General features: G+C 67.6%; 13 protein-coding genes. 5 read left to right on the forward strand and 8 right to left on the reverse strand.

The genetic code is table 11. The features are described 5' to 3' along the window. Positions 1 to 3 precede the first annotated feature (3 nt). The 6 genes from DDE13_RS09220 to DDE13_RS09245 form a co-directional block, all read right to left on the reverse strand. A complete protein-coding gene (locus DDE13_RS09220; protein ID WP_111403689.1) occupies positions 4 to 711 on the reverse strand; it encodes a DUF1194 domain-containing protein in 708 nt (235 codons plus the stop codon). A 72-nt stretch (positions 712 to 783) separates the two neighbouring features. Continuing rightward, positions 784 to 3,900, reverse strand: a complete 3,117-nt coding sequence (locus DDE13_RS09225) for an efflux RND transporter permease subunit (protein ID WP_111403691.1) — start codon at positions 3,898 to 3,900, stop codon at positions 784 to 786. 20 nt (positions 3,901 to 3,920) lie between these two features. Then, positions 3,921 to 5,087 (reverse strand): efflux RND transporter periplasmic adaptor subunit, encoded by a 1,167-nt coding sequence (locus DDE13_RS09230; protein WP_111403693.1) that lies wholly within the window; start codon positions 5,085 to 5,087, stop codon positions 3,921 to 3,923. A 183-nt stretch (positions 5,088 to 5,270) separates the two neighbouring features. After that, on the reverse strand, positions 5,271 to 6,326 hold the full coding sequence (locus DDE13_RS09235; protein ID WP_111403695.1) for a cytochrome-c peroxidase: 1,056 nt from the start codon (positions 6,324 to 6,326) through the stop codon (positions 5,271 to 5,273). 108 nt (positions 6,327 to 6,434) lie between these two features. Further along, a complete protein-coding gene (locus DDE13_RS09240; RefSeq protein ID WP_111403697.1) occupies positions 6,435 to 9,515 on the reverse strand; it encodes an efflux RND transporter permease subunit in 3,081 nt (1,026 codons plus the stop codon). 1 nt (position 9,516) lies between these two features. Further along, the gene (locus DDE13_RS09245) at positions 9,517 to 10,641 is read right to left on the reverse strand and encodes an efflux RND transporter periplasmic adaptor subunit (protein ID WP_111403699.1); all 1,125 of its coding nucleotides are present in this window, start codon (positions 10,639 to 10,641) and stop codon (positions 9,517 to 9,519) included. 162 nt (positions 10,642 to 10,803) lie between these two features. Between DDE13_RS09245 and DDE13_RS09250 the strand changes: the two genes are divergently transcribed. Further along, positions 10,804 to 11,397, forward strand: a complete 594-nt coding sequence (locus DDE13_RS09250; RefSeq protein WP_111403701.1) for a GNAT family N-acetyltransferase — start codon at positions 10,804 to 10,806, stop codon at positions 11,395 to 11,397. Here the strand turns inward: DDE13_RS09250 and DDE13_RS09255 are convergent. Then, positions 11,394 to 13,205 (reverse strand): ABC transporter ATP-binding protein, encoded by a 1,812-nt coding sequence (locus tag DDE13_RS09255; RefSeq protein WP_111403703.1) that lies wholly within the window; start codon positions 13,203 to 13,205, stop codon positions 11,394 to 11,396. The genes DDE13_RS09250 and DDE13_RS09255 overlap by 4 nt on opposite strands. 167 nt (positions 13,206 to 13,372) lie before the next feature. On the opposite strand from DDE13_RS09255, the gene DDE13_RS09260 reads away from it, so the two are divergent. Genes DDE13_RS09260 through DDE13_RS09270 form a run of 3 tightly spaced genes read left to right on the forward strand, consistent with a single transcriptional unit; the run spans position 13,373 to position 18,123 of the window. After that, the gene (locus tag DDE13_RS09260) at positions 13,373 to 15,157 is read left to right on the forward strand and encodes an N-acetylglutaminylglutamine amidotransferase (protein WP_111403705.1); all 1,785 of its coding nucleotides are present in this window, start codon (positions 13,373 to 13,375) and stop codon (positions 15,155 to 15,157) included. A 3-nt stretch (positions 15,158 to 15,160) separates the two neighbouring features. Continuing rightward, positions 15,161 to 16,945, forward strand: a complete 1,785-nt coding sequence (gene ngg / locus DDE13_RS09265) for an N-acetylglutaminylglutamine synthetase (RefSeq protein ID WP_111403707.1) — start codon at positions 15,161 to 15,163, stop codon at positions 16,943 to 16,945. Then, positions 16,942 to 18,123: an osmoprotectant NAGGN system M42 family peptidase gene (locus tag DDE13_RS09270; protein ID WP_111403709.1), complete on the forward strand. Its 1,182-nt coding sequence runs from the start codon at positions 16,942 to 16,944 to the stop codon at positions 18,121 to 18,123. Before ngg ends, DDE13_RS09270 begins: the two co-directional genes overlap by 4 nt. 137 nt (positions 18,124 to 18,260) lie before the next feature. Here DDE13_RS09270 and DDE13_RS09275 read toward each other — a convergent pair whose 3' ends face one another. Beyond that, positions 18,261 to 18,995, reverse strand: a complete 735-nt coding sequence (locus tag DDE13_RS09275; protein ID WP_111403711.1) for a VPLPA-CTERM sorting domain-containing protein — start codon at positions 18,993 to 18,995, stop codon at positions 18,261 to 18,263. Between the two features lie 190 nt (positions 18,996 to 19,185). Here DDE13_RS09275 and DDE13_RS09280 point away from each other — a divergent pair, with 190 nt between their 5' ends. Then, positions 19,186 to 20,487, forward strand: a complete 1,302-nt coding sequence (locus DDE13_RS09280; protein ID WP_111403713.1) for a hypothetical protein — start codon at positions 19,186 to 19,188, stop codon at positions 20,485 to 20,487. Positions 20,488 to 20,501 lie beyond the last annotated feature (14 nt).

The following is a 20,501-nucleotide window of genomic DNA, read 5'->3' on the forward strand; positions in this document are numbered from 1 at the left end:
GGATCAGCCGCCCCGCCGGGTCGGTGCGATGTCGCGTGCGCCGATCTGTGGGCTGGAGGTTTCGCGGATCAGCTTGCGTTCCATCGCGCGCTGGAACCCCAAGAAATCGGCAGCGATCTCGACGAAGGCGCCGGGGCCCCGGATCACCTCGGTCTGGTAGTAATGGGGCAGGTGATCCTCGGACCCGCCGATGGCAAGTCCGTTCACGGTGACATCGGCGAAATCGAAATGGCGATAGGCGGTCTGCGGCCCGAAGCCCGCGTTGTTGCGTCCATCGCCCGACACGTCCACGGTCTGGCGTTCGCAGGCGGGTGCGCGGTCAAGCTGGGTCGCGGCATGCCCCAGCGCGTAGCCCAGTGCCGTGGGAAAATTCGCGTAGCCGCGGTTGCTTTCGGCCAGCGCCGCCGCCGCGTCGGCGATATCCGCAGGCCCGCGCAGAAGCCGCCACTCGAGCAGCGTGGTCTGCTGGTAGCGCCCCGACCATTCGAACACATGCAAAGCCACGTGAAAATCCGGATCGGCGAGGATTGCAGCCTGCACGTCTTCTGCCATCAGGGCGGCGGCCAGACCGCGGCGTTGCAGCCGGTCCTCGTAGGGATCGACCGAGGACGATACGTCGAGCGCCAGAACCAGCGCGAGCCGGCAACTGGCCTGCGCGGGCAGCGCGGCACCCGTGACGAGCGCAAGAAGGGGGGGAAGCAGGACGCGCATGCCGACCAGCGTTCCCCAAGGGCGTGCGCCGGTCAAGCGCTGCGCGCCCCGGCCGTACCGGGTCGCGTACCGTCACGCATTGCCTGCACCGATGGCGGCGTCCAGTTCGTGGCGAAGCCGCTCCTCCTCGGCGGCGCGGGGCGCGGACAGGCCGGCGAGCGCAAGATAGGCCACGGGCGTCAGGTAGAGCGTGGAAAGCGTCGCAAGGCCAAGGCCGCCCACAACGACCCATCCCAGCGCCTCCCGCGCCTCGGCCCCCGCGCCCGAGGACAGGATCAGCGGCACGCCCCCCAGCACGGTGGACACCATGGTCATCATCACCGGGCGCAGGCGCACGGTGCTGGCAGTCTCGATCGCCTCGCGGACAGGTGCGCCGCGGTCGCGCAACTGGTTGGCGAATTCAACGATCAGGATGCCGTTCTTGGCCATGATCCCGATCAGCATCACCAGCCCGATCTGGCTGTAGATGTTGAGGCTGAGCCCCGTCAGCACCAGCGCGAAGATCGCGCAGGCCACCCCGAGCGGCACGGTCGCCATCACCACGATGGCCGAGATGAAGCTTTCGAACTGCGCCGACAGCACGAGGAACACGACCAGAAGGGCGAAACCGAAGGTCAGGAGCAGCCCCGATGCCGTTTCGTCCAGCGTCGCGGCCTCGGCCAGCGGGACGATGCGGTTCTCGGGCGCCAGAACGTCATCGGCCAGCGCGCGTGCCTCGGACAGGGCAGCGCCCAGCGACATCTCGGGCGTCAGCCCGGCGGTGATCTCTACCGCGCGGTTCTGCCCCTCGCGGGACAGTTCGGCGGCGACGGCGCGTTCCTCCAGCCGCACGAAGCTGGACAGCGGCACCATCTGCCCGTCGCTGGCCTGCACGAACACGCTTTCGAGGTCGCCGGGATCGTTGACCGGGTTCGTGGTCGACAGCATCTGGATGTCATAGCTCGTGTCGTCGATGAACAGCGTGCCCACCGACCGCCCGTCCAGCACCGCGCGCAGGGCGTCGGACAGGCCGGTGATGTCGATCCCGAGATCCGACGCGCGGGTGCGGTCGATCTCGATGAACAATTGCGGCTGGGTGGTTTCATAGTCCAGCCGGACCTGCCCGAAGCCGGGATTGTCCTCCATCCGCGCGACCATCTGTTCGGCGACCTCGGCAAGCTGTCCGTAGTCGTTGCCGGTGATCGCGAAGCTCAGACCGCGGCCCGCGCCGCGGATACCCAGCGAATTGGGCTGGATGGCAAAGGCCCGCACGCCGACCGTGCTGCGCGCGACGGCGTTGATATCGGCCACGATCTCCTGCTGGCTGCGGTCGCGGTCTTCCCAGTCGGCGAGCCGCATCACCATGAAGCCGCTGGAATTCGATCCGCCGGTGCCCGCGATGGAAAACAGGCTCGTGATCTCGCCGCTGTCGCGCAGGGGCTGAAGGCCGGTTTCGATCTCGCGCATCTTCGCGGCGGTGTGGTCCAGCGTGACCCCCGCCGGGGCCGAGATGCGCATGAGCGCGATGGCGCGGTCTTCAGGCGGGGTCAGTTCCTGGCGCAGCCCACCGGCCATGAAGACCGCCGTGGCCGCGAACAGCACCGCGACCAGCACGACCACGGCGGCATTGTTCAGGGCGACGCGCAGGGTGGCGGCGTAGAGCGCCGCAAGCCGCGCACCGATCCAGCCCAGCAGCCCGCCCTTGTCCGCCGTGCCTTCGGCGGTCAGCATCTTTGCGGCCAGCACCGGGCAGAGCGTGAGTGCGACGACCGAAGACAGCGCGACGGCCATCGCCAACGTGAACCCGAATTCCCGGAACAGCCCGCCCGCCTGTCCGGGCAGGAAGGACAGCGGCACGAAGACCGCGGCGAGGGTCGCCGTGGTGGTGACGACTGCGAAGAACACCTGCTGCGCGCCCAACACGGCGGCGGCGCGCGGTCCCATGCCCTCCGAACGGCGGCGCACGATGTTTTCCAGTACGACGATTGCGTCGTCCACGACCATGCCTGTGGCAAGCACCAGCGCCAGCAGGGTCAGGATGTTGACCGAGAACCCGACAAGGTAGATCGCCGCCAGCGTCCCGATCAGCGCCACGGGCATGGTCAGCGCGGGGATCAGCGTGGCGCGCACGTCGCGCAGGAAGACGTAGATCACCGCGACCACGATCGCGACCGCCAGCCCGAGTGTCTTGAGCACCTCGGCGATGGAGCCGCGGATGAACACCGCGTCGTCGGACGTGACGAAGATGTTCACGTCTGCGGGCAGGGTTTCGCGCAGTTCCTCCACCGCGGCGCGTACACCGGTGGAGATCGCCAGCGTGTTGCTGGTGGCTTGCCGGATGATCCCGAGCCCGAGACCGGTATCCCCGTCGGCGCGCAACAGCGTTTCGTTCGGCGCGGGCCCCAGCGTGACGGATGCCACATCGCCCAGCCGCACGTTGTCGCGCACCACCAGGTCCTCGATCGCGGCGGGGGTCCGGACGGCGGCGGTGGTCCGGACGTTGATCGCGGATTGCTGGCCTTCGAGATCGCCTGCGGGCGCGTCGAACGCCACGTCGCGCAGGGCGGTGCGCAGGTCGGCGAGCGTCAGCCCGCGGCTCGCCAGTTCCATCAGGTCGATATCGACGCGGAAGATCGGCAGCCGGTCGCCGTAGATCTGCAGGTCGGCCACGCCTTCGATGGAAATCAGCCGGTCCGATATGCGGTCCTCCACCAGTTGCGTCAGATCCTGCGGGCTGCGGCTTGGCGAGGTCACGGCGATGCGCAGGATCGCCTGCGCATCGGCATCCGCCTTGACGATGCGCGGCTGTTCCGCGTCGTCAGGCAGGTTGTTGGAGATGCGCGCCACCGCGTCGCGCGTGTCGGTGGCGGCCACGTCGATATCCGCGCTCTCGGAAAATCCGAGCGTCACCCGGCTGCGGCCGAAGCGCGATGTCGACGAAATCGTCTGGATGCCGGCGACGCGGCCCACCGCGCCCTCGATCCGGGCGGTCACTTCCTGGTCCACGGTTTCCGGCGAGGCGCCGGGAAAGTCCGTGTTCACGGTGATGACCGGACGATCCACGTTCGGCAGTTCGCGGATCTCCACGCCAGACAGGCTGGCCAGCCCAGCGATCACGATCAGCGCACTGAGCACGAAGGCGAGGATCGGACGGCGCACGAACAGCGCCACGCCGCTCTGGCCGACCTGTTCCGCGGTGGCATGTTTCATCGCCCGGCTCCTTGCGGCTGTCAGATGGCGCGGCCGTGATCGGCGGCGGCGGTCGTGTCTGTTTCGTCGCCAGCGTCGGGGACCACGTCGACGGTCGCGCCGTCGCGCAGTGCCTGCACGCCTTCGGTCACCACGAGGTCGCCCGCAGCCAGATCGCCCTCCACCAGCACGAGATCGCGGCTGCGCTGGCGGATTGTGACCGGAACCCGGACGGCGGCATCGTCGCGCACAGCCCAGACGAAGGATCCCTCGCTCGACCATTGCACCGACAGCGGGTTCACGCCCGGCAGCGTGTCGCCCTCAAAGGTCAGCGTGACGGCGAAGGCTTGCCCGTCCCGCAGCCGGTCTTCGGAATTGTCGATCCGGCCCTGTACGCGCAGGGTGCGGCTGGCGCGGTCGATCTGGTTGTCCAGCGCCACGATCTCGCCGCGCAGCACCCGGTCGCGGTCGGCCAGCGGCGCCACGTCGATCGGCGTGCCGATCTCCAGCTGGGCGACATGGCGTTCGGGCACCCGGAATTCGATCTGGATCTGGGCGCGGTCGGTGATGACCGCGATGGCGTCCTGCGCTGTGATCCGGTCGCCCTGTTCCACCGAGATCAGCCCAACCCAGCCGTCGATGGGGGCGGTTACGCGGCGGCGCTCCACGTCCAGTTCCGCCTGCCGCAGCGCGAGTGCTGCGGCGCGGCGCTCCAGTTCGGTCTCGCGCAACTGCACCGCCGTCACCGCGCCCGAAGCTTCGAGCTGCCGCAGGCGGGCCAGGTCTGACGTGGCTTCGTCCACCATCAGTTGCGCACGCTCCAGCGCGATCCGTTCCGCCTCGTCATCGAGTTGCGCGATCAGCGCGCCCTCGGTCACGTAGCTTCCGGATGCCACCGCGAGCGTGCGGATCGTCCCCGTCTCTTCGGGGCGCACGGTCACGGACCGGATCGCGCGGGCATCCCCGATGGCTTCGACCTGAGAATTGATGCGCCCGGTCACGGTCTCTTCCGCGACGACACGGGTCGCACCGCCGCCGCCGCGCCGCGTGGATACGCCCGCGTCTTCCGCCGGTGGATCGATCCCGAGCACGGCATAGACGCCGGCCCGCTCCAGCAGCGGCGCGGCGGATGGCACGTAGATCGCCCAGATCACGATCGCGCCGCCAAGCGCCAGAAGACCAAGCACCAGTTGCCGCAAAACGTTCATGAATTCTGCCAGACACGCATCATGGATGAAAATCCGTTCCTGTTACCGCACGCGACAAAGTAGCACCCGTTCGCGGAAGTCGGCAAAAAAATGCGTGATCTCCAAGGGCAGGGATGAAAAAGGGCCGCGCCTGTTGCTTGGCGCGGCCCGGGTGGCCGTTTTCCCGGCGGTCTGTTGCGCGGATTAGCCGTCGCGGCGCATGATCTCGCTGGTCGGGCGCGGGGTCGTGGCGGTTTCCGGCGGCAGGATCGGATAGCTGACTTCGGGCACTGTGCCGGTCAGCGACCGCAGGAAGGCCGCGATGGCCACCACGTCGTCATCGGACAGATCCGCACCAAGCTGCGACACCCCCATGATCGCCACCGCCTGTTCCAGTGACCAGACCACGCCCGAATGGAAATAGGGCGCCGTGATTTCCACGTTGCGCAGCGGGGCGGCGCGGAACACGTAGGAATCGTCCGCCGTTTCCGTGACCATGAACCGGCCCTTGTCGTCGGGCGGCAGGATGTCCGCGCCCGGGCGTTCCACGAGGCCGAAGGGGAAATACCCCTCGCCGCCAAGGTTGACGCCCGCATGACAGGCCACGCAGCCTTGGTCGATGAACGCCGTCAGCCCCGTCTTCTGAAGGTCGGTGAGCGCGGTGTCGTTTCCGTTGAGCCACGCGTCGAACGGGGCCGGCGTGATCAGCGTCGCCTCGAACGCCTCGATCGCCTTGGCGAAGTTGTCGAATGTGACGGGATCGGCCGCATCCGGAAAGGACGCCCGGAACCATTCCTGATACTGGGGCATGGAATTGAGCGTGGCGATCACGTTGTCGGGCGTGTTGGCCATCTCGACCCCGGCCTGCACCGGGCCCTTGGCCTGTTCGGCAAGATCCTCGGCGCGGCCGTCCCAGAACTGCGCGCTGTTGAACACGGCATTCAGCACCGTGGGGGAATTGCGCGGGCCGGTCTGCCAGCCATGCCCGACCGAGGTCGGCATGTTGTCGTCGCCGCCGGTGGCAAGGTTGTGGCAGGAATTGCACGAGAACACGCCCGACGCGGACATACGCGGATCGAAGAACAGCGCGCGGCCCAGGTCGATCTTTTCCGGCGTGATCGGGTTGTCGCTGACCGCCGGCACGGTCGAGGGGAGCGGCTTGAAGTAGAACAGCGCGTCCTCGCGCAGATCGGCTTGTGCAAGCGCCGGTCCGGCCATTAGCGTGGTCAGGATCGCGGTGGTCAGGGCGGTGCGGGTCATGATGCCTCCTTCGGCTGCAATATAGCGGATCGCGGCCAGCCTATCGACTGGCCGCCGCGCCCCGCCTTGATCTACCGCAAAGGCCCCAAGATGGTCTCGCGGATGCCCTCATGCGGCAGCCTGCGCCGTGGCTGTCATTGCACCAGCCGGCGCCCGTGCCTTGCCCGGAATGAATATCCGGTAGAACACGGGCGCCGCGATCAGCGTCAGCACCGAGGCGAAGGCAAGGCCACCCATGATCGTCACCGCCATGGACGCGAAGAACGCATCCCCCAGCAGCGGGATCATGCCAAGGATCGTCGTGGCCGCCGCCAGCACCACGGGCCGCAGGCGCGATACCGACGCGGTGACGATGGCCGCATCCGGATCGCCCCCTTCCGCGCGGCGCAGGTCGATTTCCTCTACCAGAACGATGCCGTTCTTGATGAGCATCCCCGACAGGCTGAGAAGCCCGAGCAGTGCCGTAAAGGAAAACGGCAGACCGGTGCCCAGAAGCCCCAGTGCCACGCCGTTGACCGACATCGGCACCAGCAGCCAGATCACCAGCGGCTGGCGGACCTTGCCGAACAGCAGCACCGAGATCACCACCATTACGATCAGCGACAGCGGCAATTGCTGGCCAAGGCTCGCCTGTGCCTCGGTGGAGTTCTCGTACTCGCCGCCCCATTCAAGACTGTAGCCCACGGGCAGGTCCATCGCCTCGATCCGCGCCCGCACCGTGGCCAGCGCATCGGCGGGCGTCACGCCGTTCGCGGCGTTGGCCTGCACGGTGATGGTCGGCGCCCGGTCGCGGCGGTGCACCAGCGTGTCGCGCACGGCCACGTCGAATCCGTCGATCACCTGGCTGACGGGGACATAAGCGCCCGCCGCCTCGGACCAGACGATCTGGTCCAGAAGCGCGCCGGGCTGGCGGCGTTCGATCTCGGGCGCGCGGATGAAGATCGGCAACTGCCGCTCGCCCTCCTGGTAGGTGCCCGCCCGCAGCCCGTCGGTCGCCAGCAGCAGGCTTGCGGCCAGGTCCTCGCGCGCGACGCCAAGCGCCTGCGCCCGGTCGCTGGCATAGCGCGGCTGCACGGTGATTTCCCGCTCGCGCCAGTTGGTGCGCACATGGGTGAGCGCGTCGAGTTCCGTGCGGAAGATCGCCGCCGCCTCGTCCGCCAGCGCGCGCAGAACGTCGGCGTCGCGCCCGTTGAACCGTGCCTCCACATCCGCGCCGCCGCCGGGGCCGAACACGATGCGCGACACCCGCACCTCGGCATCCGTCACGCTATCTGCGAGAAACCGTTCGAGATCGGCGCGCAGGGGCGGGATCGCCTCTCGGGTGTCGGTACGGATGATGAACTGCCCGTAGGCCGGGTTCGGCTGTTCGGGGTTGTAGGGCAGCATGTAGCGCGAAATGCCTTGACCAACCGTGGTCGTCACCGCCGCCACGTCGTCGCGCGCCAGAAGCCAGTCCTCGATCGGGGTCATCCCTTCGGCGGTCGCCGCGATGGTCGTGCCCTGTGCCGCGCGGTATTCGAGATAGAAGATCGGCGTGTTCGAGTTCGGGAAAAATTGCTGCTTGACGTTGCCGAAGGCCGCGAAGCAGGCGACGGTGATCCCGATCAGGCCGATCACCACCAGCCAGCGCAGCCGCAGCGCCGCGCGCAGGGTGCCCGCATAGGCGCGGAACAGGATGCCGCCATAGGCATCGTGCCCGTCCGTGCCGCTGCCCACCCGGAACAGGTAACTAGCCAGCAGCGGCGTGACCGTGACCGCCAGCAGCCACGACAGCAGCAGCGACAGCCCGATCACGGCAAAGAGAGAGAACAGGAATTCCCCCGTCGCGTCCGGCGACAGCCCGATCCCCGCGAAGGCCATGATCCCGATGATCGTCGCCCCCAGCAGCGGCACCTGCGTCTTGCCCGCCACATCGTCGGCGGCGTCCGTGGCGCTCTGGCCGCCCTGCATTTCCACCTGCATGCCTTCGGCGACCACGATGGCATTGTCCACCAGCATCCCCATGGCGATGATGAGCGCGCCAAGGCTGATCCGCTCCATCTCGATCCCGAAGACGGCCATGAAGAAGAACGTGGCGATCACGGTCAGCAGCAGCGTCACGCCCACCACGATGGACGCGCGCCAGCCCATGGCAAGAGCCAGCACCGCGATCACGATGCCCACCGACATGGCGAGCGAAACGAGAAAATCGTTCGACGCCTCGTCCACGACGACATGCTGTTCATAGATGGGCGACAGCGTGACCCCGAGCGGGATCTGGTCTTCAAGCTCGGCCAGCTTGGTATCGACGCGCCGGCCCACATCGACGATGTTCTCGGAACTCAGGCCCGATATACCCAGCGTGAAGGCCTCCTCGCCGTCGTGACGCAGGATCTGGCCGGGGTCTTCGACCCGTGCCCGCCGGACGCTGGCGAAATCGGACAGGTTGAGGATCTCGCCGCCCACGCCGATGGTCAGGCCGGCAATGCGGTCCACCGTGTCATAGCCCTGTGGCGCCTCGATCTGCGCCGCGCGGGGTCCCACCCGCACGGTGCCCGCGTTCGACAGGCTGTCCGTGTTCTGGATCGCTTCTAGGATCGCGCCGGGCGGGATGCCGGAATTCTGAAGTTGCCGCCGCAGCGGTTCGACGAAAATCGCCTCTTCCGGCAGACCCGCCACCTGGACGGCGGCGACCCCGGGCACGGTGAGCAATTCGCGCCGCAGGAAAGTGGCGATGTCGTGGCGCTCGGCGTCGCTGAAGCCGGGGGCCGCCACGGCATAGATGATCCCGTAGACGTCGCCAAAATCGTCGTTCACGATCGGTGGCTGCGCGCCGTTCGGCAGATCGCCCGCCGCGTCGTTCACGCGGTTGCGCAACTCGTCCCAGATCTGGGGCAACTGATCGCCGTCATAGGTCGTCTTGATCTCGACAGTGATTTCCGACACGCCCGCGCGGTTGCGCGACGAGATGGTGTCGATCTGGCCCATCTGCTGTATCGCGGATTCCAGCGGTTCGCTGATTTCCGTGGCGACGGTGTCGGCGGTGGCGCCGGGATAGGCGGTGACCACAAGTGCCGTCTTGATCGTGAAGGCCGGGTCTTCGAGCCGCCCCACGGAATTGAACCCCCAAAGCCCGCCGAGGATGCAGAACAGGATCAGAAGCCACGTATAGATGGGTCTTGCGATGGAAAAACTGGCGATGCGGCCCATGTCAACGCACCTCGCGGAAGCCGGTGAAGCGGCGGACCTGCTGCCCTTCGGTCAGAAGATGCGCGCCGGTAGCGACGATTTCCATGCCCGGTTCGAGATCGCCGCCGGGGGCGATGCCCACCTCGGACCCTTCGCGGCTGACGATCTCCACGGTCAACGGGCGGACGGTGCCGTCATCGGCGCCGGTGGGTTCGAACACCATGACCTGCGTGCGCCGGTCCGCATCGTGAATCAGTGCCGTCATCGGCACGCGCAGCGTGGCGTCCGCGCCCGACGGCAGGTTCACGGTGACGGTCGTGGTGCGGCCTGGAAGGGGCGTGAAGCCCGCATCGGCCGGCAGCGCGAGATCGACGGTATAGCTTTGCGCAACGCCCTGAGTTTCGGCGGTGAACTCGGCCAGCCGCAGCGGCACTTCCGGGTTTTCCGGGCCGAAATCGGCTGTGATATGCAGGCCGTCCGCGTCCTGTCCGCGCTGGAACAACCGTTCCGGCACGTCGATTTCCACCCGCGGCTCCGACATGTCGTGCAGCCGCAGAACCGGCGTACCCTGTGCCACGGTCGTGAAATTCGCCACCAGCCGCTGCGCCACGAGCCCGTCGAAGGCGGCGGTCAGGGTGGCGTCGTCCTGCGCGTCGCGGGCCTCTCGAAGCGACACCTTGGCGAGATCGAGCGCCGTCTGCGCCTCGTCGAAGCGCGCTTCGGACGCCACGTTGGATTCGGCCAGCCGCTGCACCCGGTCGAATTCGCGCTGTGCCTGTTGCAGGTTCAGCTCTGCCCGCTCGACCGCGCGCGCGAACGGCACGGGATCAAGCCTTGCCAGCAGATCGCCCTCGGCCACCGACTGCCCGTTGCGCACCGGAAGCTCTGCCAGTTGCCCGCCGACCTGGAAAGCCAGGTCAACCGTCTGCCGCGCCACGATCTGCCCGTAGAACTGACGCGTCACCGCCGTGTCGGGTTCCGTGACGGTCATCAGTCGCACCGGGCGCAGCGCACTGCCGGCGCTGCCATCAGGTGCGGGTTCCTGTGCGACCAGCGCCGCGGCGGCCATGCCGCCCGCCACGGAGAGAATCGCGATGGCACGCGGGAGGGGGCGGCCGGCAGCGCGGCGGAGCTTGGGAAATGTCATTCGGGCCTCGGGGGTGCAATTACATGTTAGCGCTTGATATGCGGCGGTGCAGCGCCCGGTCAACGCTTGTCTGAACCGAACGGTTCATTTCCATGGTGCGCGGCTTGAGTTCCGGCCCTGCACAATGGCACATGCGGACGGTCAACCGAAGGGAGCCGCCCGATGACCGTGACCGTTGCCCCGCTCGATCGCGCCCAGATACGCAAGCATCTCCAAGACCTTGCCGTGCTGCGGATCACCGTGTTCCGCGACTGGCCGTATCTCTACGAAGGATCGACGGAATACGAGGAACGCTACCTCGCGCCATATGCCGACAGCGCGGCGGCGCTGGTCGTCGGCGCGTGGGACGGGGACCGGCTGGTGGGCGCGGCCACGGCCACGCCGATGGAGGACCACGCGGACGCCTTCGCGGCACCGCTCAAGGCGGCGGGGATCGCCCCGCGCGACGTTTATTACTTCGGCGAGTCCGTACTGCTGGCAGAGTATCGGGGGCAGGGGATCGGTCACGCGTTCTTTGACGCGCGGGAGGCGAATGCACGCAAGCTGGGACGGCGTCATGCCTGTTTCTGCGGGGTCATGCGGCCCGACGATCACCCGATGCGCCCCGCCGACTACCGTCCGCTTGACCCGTTCTGGCGCAAGCGCGGCTATGCGCCCCTGCCGGGGGCCGAGGCCCGCTTCGCATGGCGCGACGTCGGCGACACGGAGGAGACGGACAAACCGATGCAGGTGTGGCTGCGCGACCTGTCGCGCTAGACGTAGGCGCCCTTCTGGGTCGTGTACATCCCGTGGTACAGACCGCCGAGCGCCACGAGTTCCGCGTGGGTGCCGGTTTCCACCACCTTGCCCTGGTCGAGCACATAGATCCGGTCGGCGTCGGAAATGGCGGACAGCCGGTGCGCAACGATGATCGTGGTCTTGCCCTCGGACAGCCGGGCGAGGGCGCGCTTGACCTTTTCCTCCGTCCGCTGGTCGAGCGCCGATGTCGCCTCGTCCAGCAGCAGGATCGGTGCGTTGCGCAGGAAGGCGCGCGCGATGGCGATCCGCTGCTTCTGCCCGCCCGACAGTTGCGCGCCCTTGGGACCGAGCGGCGTATCGCCCCGCGCGCGGATCAGATCCGCGATCTCGGCATCCTCGGCGGCCTGCCAGATCTCGGCCTCCGTCGCTTCGGGGCGGACATAGCGGATGTTTTCCCACAGGGATGCGTTGAAGATCACGATGTCCTGCGCCACGACCGAGAACGCAGCGCGCAGGCTTTCGATGCGGATATCGCGAATATCGGTCCCGCTGATCGTGATGGCGCCGCCCTGGATTTCGTAAAGGCGGCTGATGAGGCTGAGGATCGTGGTCTTGCCCGATCCCGTGGCGCCCACGATGGCCGTGCGTTTCTGCGCCTGAAACAACATGTCCAGCCCGTCGAACAGCGGGGAGTCGGGCGCATAGGAGAAGGTCACGTCGCGCAGGGCGATCTCGCCCCCCGTGTCGAAGGTATCGGTGGCGCCTTCGCGGTTACGGATCTGCGGGTCGATACGGTTGAGGCTGTTGACCCCGTCCAGCAGGATCAGGCTGGCCTGCAACTGGGTAAAGAACTTGGCGAGGTTCCGCATCGGGTCGAACACCATTACCAGCCCGATCAGGAAAGTGATGATCGCCGCGCCGTCGATGTCATAGGCGGGACTGATCGCCATGTAGCCGCCGAACCCGATCACGAGCGCATAGGCAAAGGCGGACGCGATGTCGATGGCGGGCATGACGGTGGCCTGTGCGGCCTGCAGCTTGATCTGCAATTCACGGATGCCGCGCGTGGTTTCCAGGAGCCGCTTTTCCTCGAACCGTTCCTGGTTGGAGATCTTGACCGTACGCATGCCGTTCACGGTCTCTTCGAGCGAATTCATGTACGCGGCAAGAACGTTTTCCGCCTGCCGCTGCACCATCTTGATATTGTGGGACACGTACTGGAGGATCAGGATAATGACCGGCGCCACGACGATGGCGGCGGCGAACAGCACCGGCGCCTTGTAGATCAGGTAGCCCGACACGATCACCACGGTCGTGAAATCCCGTACGGCGTTCACCGTGGCCTGCCCGACGAACTGGCTGAGGCCCTCGGCCTGGCTGACCAGTCGCAGGATAGTCTCGCCCGGGCTGGTGCGATCGAAATAGGCCAGATCGAAGGTCATGATCCGCCGGATCAGGTCACGGCGCAGTTCCATCACCGCGCTTGCTGCCAGCCACGTGGACAGGCGCGGCACGATATACGACGTCAGCCCGCGAATGGCGAAAAGCCCGAAGACCAGCGCGCAGACCCGGACGAGGTCGGCGACCTGCCCTTCGTCGAAGATCACCCGCAGCCCGCTTTCCGTGAGGGACAGGAACTGCTGGTAAGCGAAACCCTGCACGAGGATCAGGCCCAGCACCGCCAGCAACCACGGCGTGCGCTTCATCAGGTAGTTGTTCCAGAACCACCGGATGTTGGCGAGATCGACGTCGCTGAAGAACGGAATCCGCCTCGGCTTCTCCGGCTTGCCCGGCGACGTAGGATTGGTCTGGACCTCGTCTGTCATGGCCGCGTGTTTCCCACCTGCGCAGAGGTTTGTCGAGAGCGGCGCGATGCCACTACCGGGCCTGCCGCATCACGGCCACAGGCGCCGTGCCCGGCTATCCGGTTGTGGCACGGATGGCACGGGTCTAGGCTGCGCCTAATACGTTCGAAAACAGGAGCGCCCGGCGCATGTGCGGCATTTGCGGAGAGATCACCTTTGACGGCAGCCCGGCGCGCGCCGCCCGGATCGAGGCGATGGCCGATTGCATGGCCCCGCGCGGCCCGGACGGCGCCGGGCTGATCCTGCGCGGGCGCGTGGGCATGGGCCACCGCCGGCTCAAGATCATCGACCTCAGCGACGCCGCGGCCCAGCCCTTCACCGATACCGCGCTGGGGCTGACCATCGCGTTCAACGGCTGCATCTACAACTATCCGGAACTGCGCAAGGTCCTCGAGGAAAAGGGCCATAGCTTCGCCTCTACCGGCGATACTGAGGTGATCCTCAAGGCGTGGAAGGAATGGGGGCCGGACGCCGTGCCGAAACTGCACGGCATGTTCGCTTTTGCCATTCACGACCGCGACACGGGGCGCGTGGCGCTGGTCCGCGACCGGTTCGGGATCAAGCCACTCTACCTGACCGAAACGCCGGGGCGGCTCGCCTTCGCGTCCAGCTTGCCCGCGCTGCTGAAGGCGGGCGGCGTGGACACGTCCATCGACCGGGTGGCGCTGCACCATTACATGACGTGGCACGCCGTGGTGCCCGCACCGCGCACGATCCTGAATGGTGTGCGCAAGCTGCCCGCCGCCACGATCCGCATGATCGAGCCCGACGGGCGCCACCACGACACGACCTATTGGCAGCCCGATTTCACCCGCTCGCCCGAGGATGCGAACCGCTCCGCCGCCGACTGGGCCGACATGGTGCTGGAAAGCTTGCGCGTGTCCGTGCGCCGCCGCATGGTCGCCGACGTGCCGGTGGGCGTGCTGCTGTCGGGCGGGGTGGACAGTTCGCTCATCGTCGGGCTGCTGGCGGAGGAGGGGCAGAAGGACCTTGCCACCTATTCCATCGGCTTCGAGGCCGCGAATGGCGAGTCGGGGGACGAGTTCAGCTTTTCCGACATGATCGCGGATCACTACGGCACGAAGCACCACAAGATCTTCATTCCCAGCGACGAGATGCGCACGAACCTGCCGCACGCCATCGCGGCGCAATCCGAACCCATGGTCAGCTATGACAATATCGGGTTCTTCCTGCTGTCGCGCGAGGTCTCCAAGACGATCAAGGTCGTGCAGTCGGGGCAGGGTGCGGACGAGGTCTTCGGCGGCTATCACTGGTATCCCAAGATGCAGGCCAGCAACGACCCCGTGTCCGACTATGCCGCCGGCTTCTTCGACCGCACCCATGCGCGGCTGGCCGACCACCTGAACCCGGCGTATCACGCCGACCGGGACGAGAGCCTCGATTTCGTGCGTGCCCATTTCGACCTGCCCGGGGCAAGCGATCCTGTGGACAAGGCGCTGCGGCTCGACACCAATGTCATGCTGGTGGACGACCCGGTCAAGCGGGTGGACAACATGACCATGGCCTGGGGCCTTGAGGCGCGGGTGCCGTTCCTCGACCACGAACTTGTGGAACTCGCCGGGCGCATCCCCGCCGAACACAAGTTGGCGCAGGGCGGCAAGGGCGTGCTGAAGGACGCCGCGCGCAAGGTCATCCCGCACGAGGTCATCGACCGCAAGAAAGGCTACTTCCCGGTGCCCGCGCTGAAATACATCGACGGCCCGTACCTGGAGATGGTGAAGGACGCGCTGACCAACGACGCGGCCCGCGACCGGGGGCTCTTCCGGCAGGACTATCTCGACACGCTGTTCGCGCGCCCGGCGGACCACATCACCCCCCTGCGCGGGTCCGAACTCTGGCAGATTGCGGTGCTGGAGATGTGGTTGCAGGCACATGGCATCGAAGGGGGCTGAGCCATGTCGGAACGCCGCCCGCGCGGGGCCAACGAATACCGCCTGAAGAAGCTGCGCGAGGGCAGCGTGCAAGGCGCGCCCGGCCATGACGCAGCGTCCGGGTCCGAGGCCGTGGCGGATTGCGGCTGGGGCCGGGTGCTTTTCGGCCAGACCTTCGACAGCCCCGCGGCGCTGGCCGATGCGATCCGCGCCGAAGGTCCCGACCGGCGCGATGTGGCCTTCTACGTGCGCGACCCTCATCTTGTGCTGGCGACTGCCCCGCAGGAGTTGTTCCTCGATCCGTCCAACACCTATCGGCTTGACCTCGCGACTTATCGCCCGGCGGCGTCGCGGCGCAAGTCGTTCTTCATACGGCGCCTGACCAATCGCGCCGATGCCGAGGCGGTGAACACGATCTATGCGGCGCGCCACATGGTACCGGTGCCGCCCGAATTCTTCTGGTCCTCCCGCGATGCGCGCAAGCTGACCGTCTATGTCGCGGAATGCTCGGAGACCGGCAAGATCCTCGGATCCGTCATGGGGCTCGACCACGCGCTGATCTTCGATGACCAGGAGAAGGGCTCGTCGCTCTGGGCGCTGGCGGTGGCGCCCGACGCGGTGCAGCCCGGCGTGGGGCAATCGCTGGTGCGCCGTCTGGCGGAGCAGTTCAAGGGCCGCGGGCTGGCCTACATGGACCTGTCGGTGATGCACGACAACGATCAGGCGATCCGGCTGTATGAAAAGCTGGGCTTCCGCCGCGTGCCCGTGTTCTCGGTCAAGCGCAAGAACCCGATCAACGAACCGCTCTTCACCGGCGGGCGGGGCGACGACGCGCAGCTGAATCCCTATGCGAAGATCATCGTGGACGAGGCGCGCCGCCGCGGCATCGCCGTGGACGTGACCGATGCCGAAGCCGGGCTGTTCCGGCTGACCTATGGCGGCCGGTCGGTGGTCTGTCGGGAAAGCCTGTCGGAATTCACCTCTGCCGTCGCAATGTCGATCTGCGACGACAAGCGGCTGACCCGGCGCATTGTCGAACAGGCCGGCGTCAAGGTGCCGGCGCAGATGACCAATGGCACGGCGGAGGAGCGCGCCGCGTTCCTGTCCGAGCAGGGCAGCGTCGTGGTCAAGCCCGCGCGCGGCGAACAGGGGCAGGGCATCGCCGTGGACCTGCGCACGCCCGAGGACGTGGAGACCGCGGTGACCGCCGCCCGCGCGGTGTGCAACGATGTGCTGCTGGAGACGTATTTCGAGGGTGAGGATCTGCGGCTGGTCGTGATCGACTATATCGTGGTCGCCGCCGCCCTGCGCCGCCCGGCCAGCATCATCGGCGACGGGCAGACGCCCATCCGCGACCTCATTGCCGCCCAGAGCCGCCGGCGCGCAGCGGCGACCGGGGGGGAAAGCCGCATCCCCATGGACGCGGAAACCGAACGCTGCCTGTCCGCGCAGGGGTACGGGCTGGACGACATCGCCCCCGAAGGCGCGCTGATCCCGGTGCGCAAGACCGCGAACCTGCACACGGGCGGCACGATCCACGACGTGACCGGCGAAACTCACCCGGTGCTGATCGATGCCGCCATCGCCGCCGCGAAGGCCATCGAGATCCCGGTGACCGGCATCGACCTGATGGTTAAAACGCCGCGCGAGCCGGATTACATCTTCATCGAAGCGAACGAACGCCCCGGCCTCGCCAATCACGAACCGCAGCCGACGGCGGAACGCTTCGTCGATCTGCTGTTTCCGCTCAGCCTGCCCGCCGCCGTGCGCAAGGCCCAATCCCGCAGCCCCGCAAAAGGACCGCGATGAACCGCCTTGATATCGATATCGACTACCTGCTGGACCAGTTGCGCGCGCTGCTCGCCATTCCCAGCCCCACGGGCTTCACTGACACGATCGTGCGCCATGTCTGCGCCGAACTGGACCATCTGGGCCTCGACTACGACCTGACCCGGCGCGGGGCGATCCGCGCGCTGCTGCCCGGGACGCAGAAGGCCGGGGCGCGGGCCATCGTGAGCCATGTGGACACGCTCGGCGCGCAGGTGAAATCGGTCAAGTCCAACGGGCGGCTGGAACTGGTGCCCGTGGGCACATGGTCCGCGCGCTTCGCCGAAGGTGCGCGCACGACGATCTTCACCGACCGTGGCACCTATCGCGGCACGATCCTGCCGATGCGCGCGTCGGGCCATACCTATGGCGACGGGGTGGATGACCTGCCGGTGGGTTGGGACCATGTGGAGCTGCGGGTGGACGCATACACGACCCACGCCGCGATGACCGACCGGCTGGGAATCGAGGTTGGCGATATCGTCGCCGTCGATCCGCAGCCCGAATTCCTCGACAACGGGTTCATCGTGTCCCGGCATCTCGACAACAAGGCGGGCGTGGCGGTGATGCTGGCCGCGCTGAAGGCGATGAAGGCCGCATCCGAACCGCCCGTGGACATCTTCTGGCTCTTCACCATCGCCGAGGAGGTGGGTCACGGGGCCGCGTCCGTCGTGTTGCCCGACATCGCGTCGATGGTGGCGGTGGACAACGGCACCTCGGCTCCCGGCCAGAACTCGGCCGAATTCGGCGTCACCGTGGCCATGGCCGACCAGACCGGTCCTTTCGATTATCACCTGACCCGAAAGCTCGTGCAGCTGTGCCGCGAGAACGATATTCGCGTGCAGAAGGACGTTTTCCGGTATTATCGATCCGACAGCGCGTCGGCGGTAGAGGCGGGGGCGGATGTGCGCACGGCGCTGGCGACCTTCGGGGTGGATGCGAGCCACGGCTATGAACGCATCCACATGCACGCGCTGCGGTCGCTGGCGGAACTGCTGACCTGCTATGGGCTGTCCGAGGTCGAGATCCCCCGCGACAGCGCGGCCATCGGCCCGCTGGAAGGTTTCACCCGCCAGCCGGACGAGGATGTTCTGGCCGAGCAGGCCCTTACCCCGCGAACCGAGATCGGACAGGCCGTCCGCGCGCCCCGGCGGGACTGACGCGTTCCAACGCGTCCGTGGAAGTGCCGGGCTGCGGGATTGGCACCCGAAAGAGTGCCGGTCACGCGGCGCCACAGAACATTCCACTCCTCGACGCGCCGGGCCTGACCCGGCGCCTCGCCCTCCGCGCTGCGCCGTCAGGCGCGGCGCCGCCGGAACAGCGCCAGTGCTGCGATACCACCCGCAAGCAGCGCCACGGCGGGTGGCAGCGGCACTGACGACGGTGTCTGTGCCGCACCCCTGCTCAGCCCGATCCCGGCATCGTCGATGGAAAACCCGTCATTGAGCTTGCTGTGGCGCAAGTGCAGCGTCAGCGTGTCCACGGCCGTCCCGAAACTGAGCATCACCATGTCCACGGCGCCATTGCGCTGCCTGCTGATCGTGGACCCGACCTGCTGCCCATCGGCCAGGATCGTGAAGCTCGCGCCGCTGTCGGCGATGTCCGAGACGGTGAAGAACAGACGGTCGAACATGCCAAGGCCCGCGATCGTCCAGCTCAACCCGTAGGTGTCGTTGCTGTCCAGGTAGCTGTCGCCGCCCGCCGTGGTGTTGGAACGGCCATAGACATTGCGGTCGCGCAGGAACACACCGTTGCCCGTGTTCCCGGCGGTGCCCTTGACCGTGCCGCCGCTGCCCGTGGCCCCCAGCGTGTCGAAGACCCCGACGGCGGTGGCCAGCCCGCCGAACACTTCGCCCATGGCGAAGGATTCGAAATCCTCGACCACGGCATTGTGCAGCCCGCTCACATGCGCGTCGAACGCTGGGCGGTCATACGCGCTGGCCGTCACGGCGGGCATGGTCGCCGCCGTCGCGGCACCGCTGCCCAGTACCAATGCCACGTACAGCACCGCATTCCTGACAAGACCCTGCATCGGAAATACTCCGTTCCCACTGGTGACGCGAACCGCTTGCCGCCCTTGCCCGGACATGCACGCCAAGCGGGTATACCGCAGGCGCCCCGCCTTGCCGCGCGTATTCTCGTGGCAGGGTAAAGCAGACCTTTCGGCCTTGCCTTGGCGCCGCGCAGTTGATTTGAGCGGCAAGAGCCTTGGGGACCCCGTGATGCGCCGCATTCTCTTTCGTGTCGTGATCCTGTTGCTGATCGCAGCACCCGTTCTTTTCGCCGCCGCTGCACTGGAACGCGCGCCCGTGTTGCCCGCGACCGCCACGCTCGATCCCCGGATGGCGGCGCAGGCCAAGGGGCTTGCATCGCGGGCGCGCGCCACGCTCGCCGGTCCGGCCGGTGCGGATGGCAAGCTGCGCTTTGCGGCGACCGAGGCGGAATTGAACAGCGCCCTCGCCGCCGTGGCCCATGTCGCGCGCCCGCTCCGCGGGCAGACCCGGATCGACGCGACGGGGGTGAAGGTCGCCGTGTCCGGGCAGGTTCCGGGCCTGCCGGACCTGGGCTGGATCAACGTGACGGCCCATGCGGCGCCGTCCGCGTCCGGGCTCGACATCGTCGCCCTTCGGCTGGGACGGATGGATCTGCCGCCGGGGCTGGCCGTGTCGGCGGTGCGGAGGTTTCTGGACGTGATGAGCGGCGACAGCATCGGCAGCATGATGCTTGATGCCATTGCCGGTCTCGACACCGCGCCGGGGCGGGCGGAACTGATCCTCGCTGCCGGACCCGGCGGCGGCCCCTCCATGCTGGAACGGTTGAGCGGCGCCGTGCGGGGCATGGTCGGCACGGGCGACATGGAAGCCACGCGGCGGCATTTCGCGGCCCTGCGCGCGGCCGCCGCCGCCGGGACGCTGCCCGCCGAAGGATCGGCACTGCCATGGGTGCGTTTCGTCGTGGCGCAGGTCGCGGCCGCGGACCATGCCACGCCGCAGGATGCCGCCACCGATCTTCGCGCGGCCTTCGTGGCACTGGGTGCCCATTGCGGGGACCTGCGGATCGTGGAAGCCATCACCGGCCCGATCAGCGACGGCGGCGGGGGCTCCGCCTGCACCGGCACGACCCTCGACGGGCGCCGCGATCTGCGGCAGCATTTCACGCTGTCGGCCGCGCTTGCCGCACTGGGCAGTGGCGGCGTTTCCTTCGGCATCGGCGAGGCGAAAGAGCTGCTGGATGCCGGACGCGACGGCGGAAGCGGTTACTCCTTCGATGATCTTGCCTTCGACCGGGCGGGGATAAGGCTGTTCGACCGGGCGGTGGCAGTCGCGCCAGAGGGGCTTGCGGCGCTGGCCGGGCGGATCACGGACGAGTCGGCGATCGCGCCGCCGATCCATGGACTGCCGTCGGGCCTGACCGAAGCGCAGTTCCGCGCGCAGTTCGGCGGGGTGGACAGCCCGGCCTATGCCGCCATGCTGGGGGACATCGATGCGCGGATCGACGGGCTGGCCGTGCATCGTGCCGACTAGGTCCGGGCATGTAA

Source organism: Meridianimarinicoccus zhengii (assembly GCF_003254465.1).
Classification (GTDB): domain Bacteria; phylum Pseudomonadota; class Alphaproteobacteria; order Rhodobacterales; family Rhodobacteraceae; genus Meridianimarinicoccus; species Meridianimarinicoccus zhengii.

Coding starts and splice junctions, on each gene's coding strand:
- DDE13_RS09240 (WP_111403697.1), bottom strand. CDS start 9,515: ATGGGCCGCATCGCCAGTTTTTCCATCGCAAGACCCATCTATACGTGG.
- DDE13_RS09220 (WP_111403689.1), bottom strand. CDS start 711: ATGCGCGTCCTGCTTCCCCCCCTTCTTGCGCTCGTCACGGGTGCCGCG.
- DDE13_RS09260 (WP_111403705.1), top strand. CDS start 13,373: ATGTGCGGCATTTGCGGAGAGATCACCTTTGACGGCAGCCCGGCGCGC.
- DDE13_RS09245 (WP_111403699.1), bottom strand. CDS start 10,641: ATGACATTTCCCAAGCTCCGCCGCGCTGCCGGCCGCCCCCTCCCGCGT.
- DDE13_RS09225 (WP_111403691.1), bottom strand. CDS start 3,900: ATGAAACATGCCACCGCGGAACAGGTCGGCCAGAGCGGCGTGGCGCTG.
- ngg (WP_111403707.1), top strand. CDS start 15,161: ATGTCGGAACGCCGCCCGCGCGGGGCCAACGAATACCGCCTGAAGAAG.
- DDE13_RS09255 (WP_111403703.1), bottom strand. CDS start 13,205: ATGACAGACGAGGTCCAGACCAATCCTACGTCGCCGGGCAAGCCGGAG.
- DDE13_RS09235 (WP_111403695.1), bottom strand. CDS start 6,326: ATGACCCGCACCGCCCTGACCACCGCGATCCTGACCACGCTAATGGCC.
- DDE13_RS09250 (WP_111403701.1), top strand. CDS start 10,804: ATGACCGTGACCGTTGCCCCGCTCGATCGCGCCCAGATACGCAAGCAT.
- DDE13_RS09270 (WP_111403709.1), top strand. CDS start 16,942: ATGAACCGCCTTGATATCGATATCGACTACCTGCTGGACCAGTTGCGC.
- DDE13_RS09230 (WP_111403693.1), bottom strand. CDS start 5,087: ATGAACGTTTTGCGGCAACTGGTGCTTGGTCTTCTGGCGCTTGGCGGC.
- DDE13_RS09275 (WP_111403711.1), bottom strand. CDS start 18,995: ATGCAGGGTCTTGTCAGGAATGCGGTGCTGTACGTGGCATTGGTACTG.
- DDE13_RS09280 (WP_111403713.1), top strand. CDS start 19,186: ATGCGCCGCATTCTCTTTCGTGTCGTGATCCTGTTGCTGATCGCAGCA.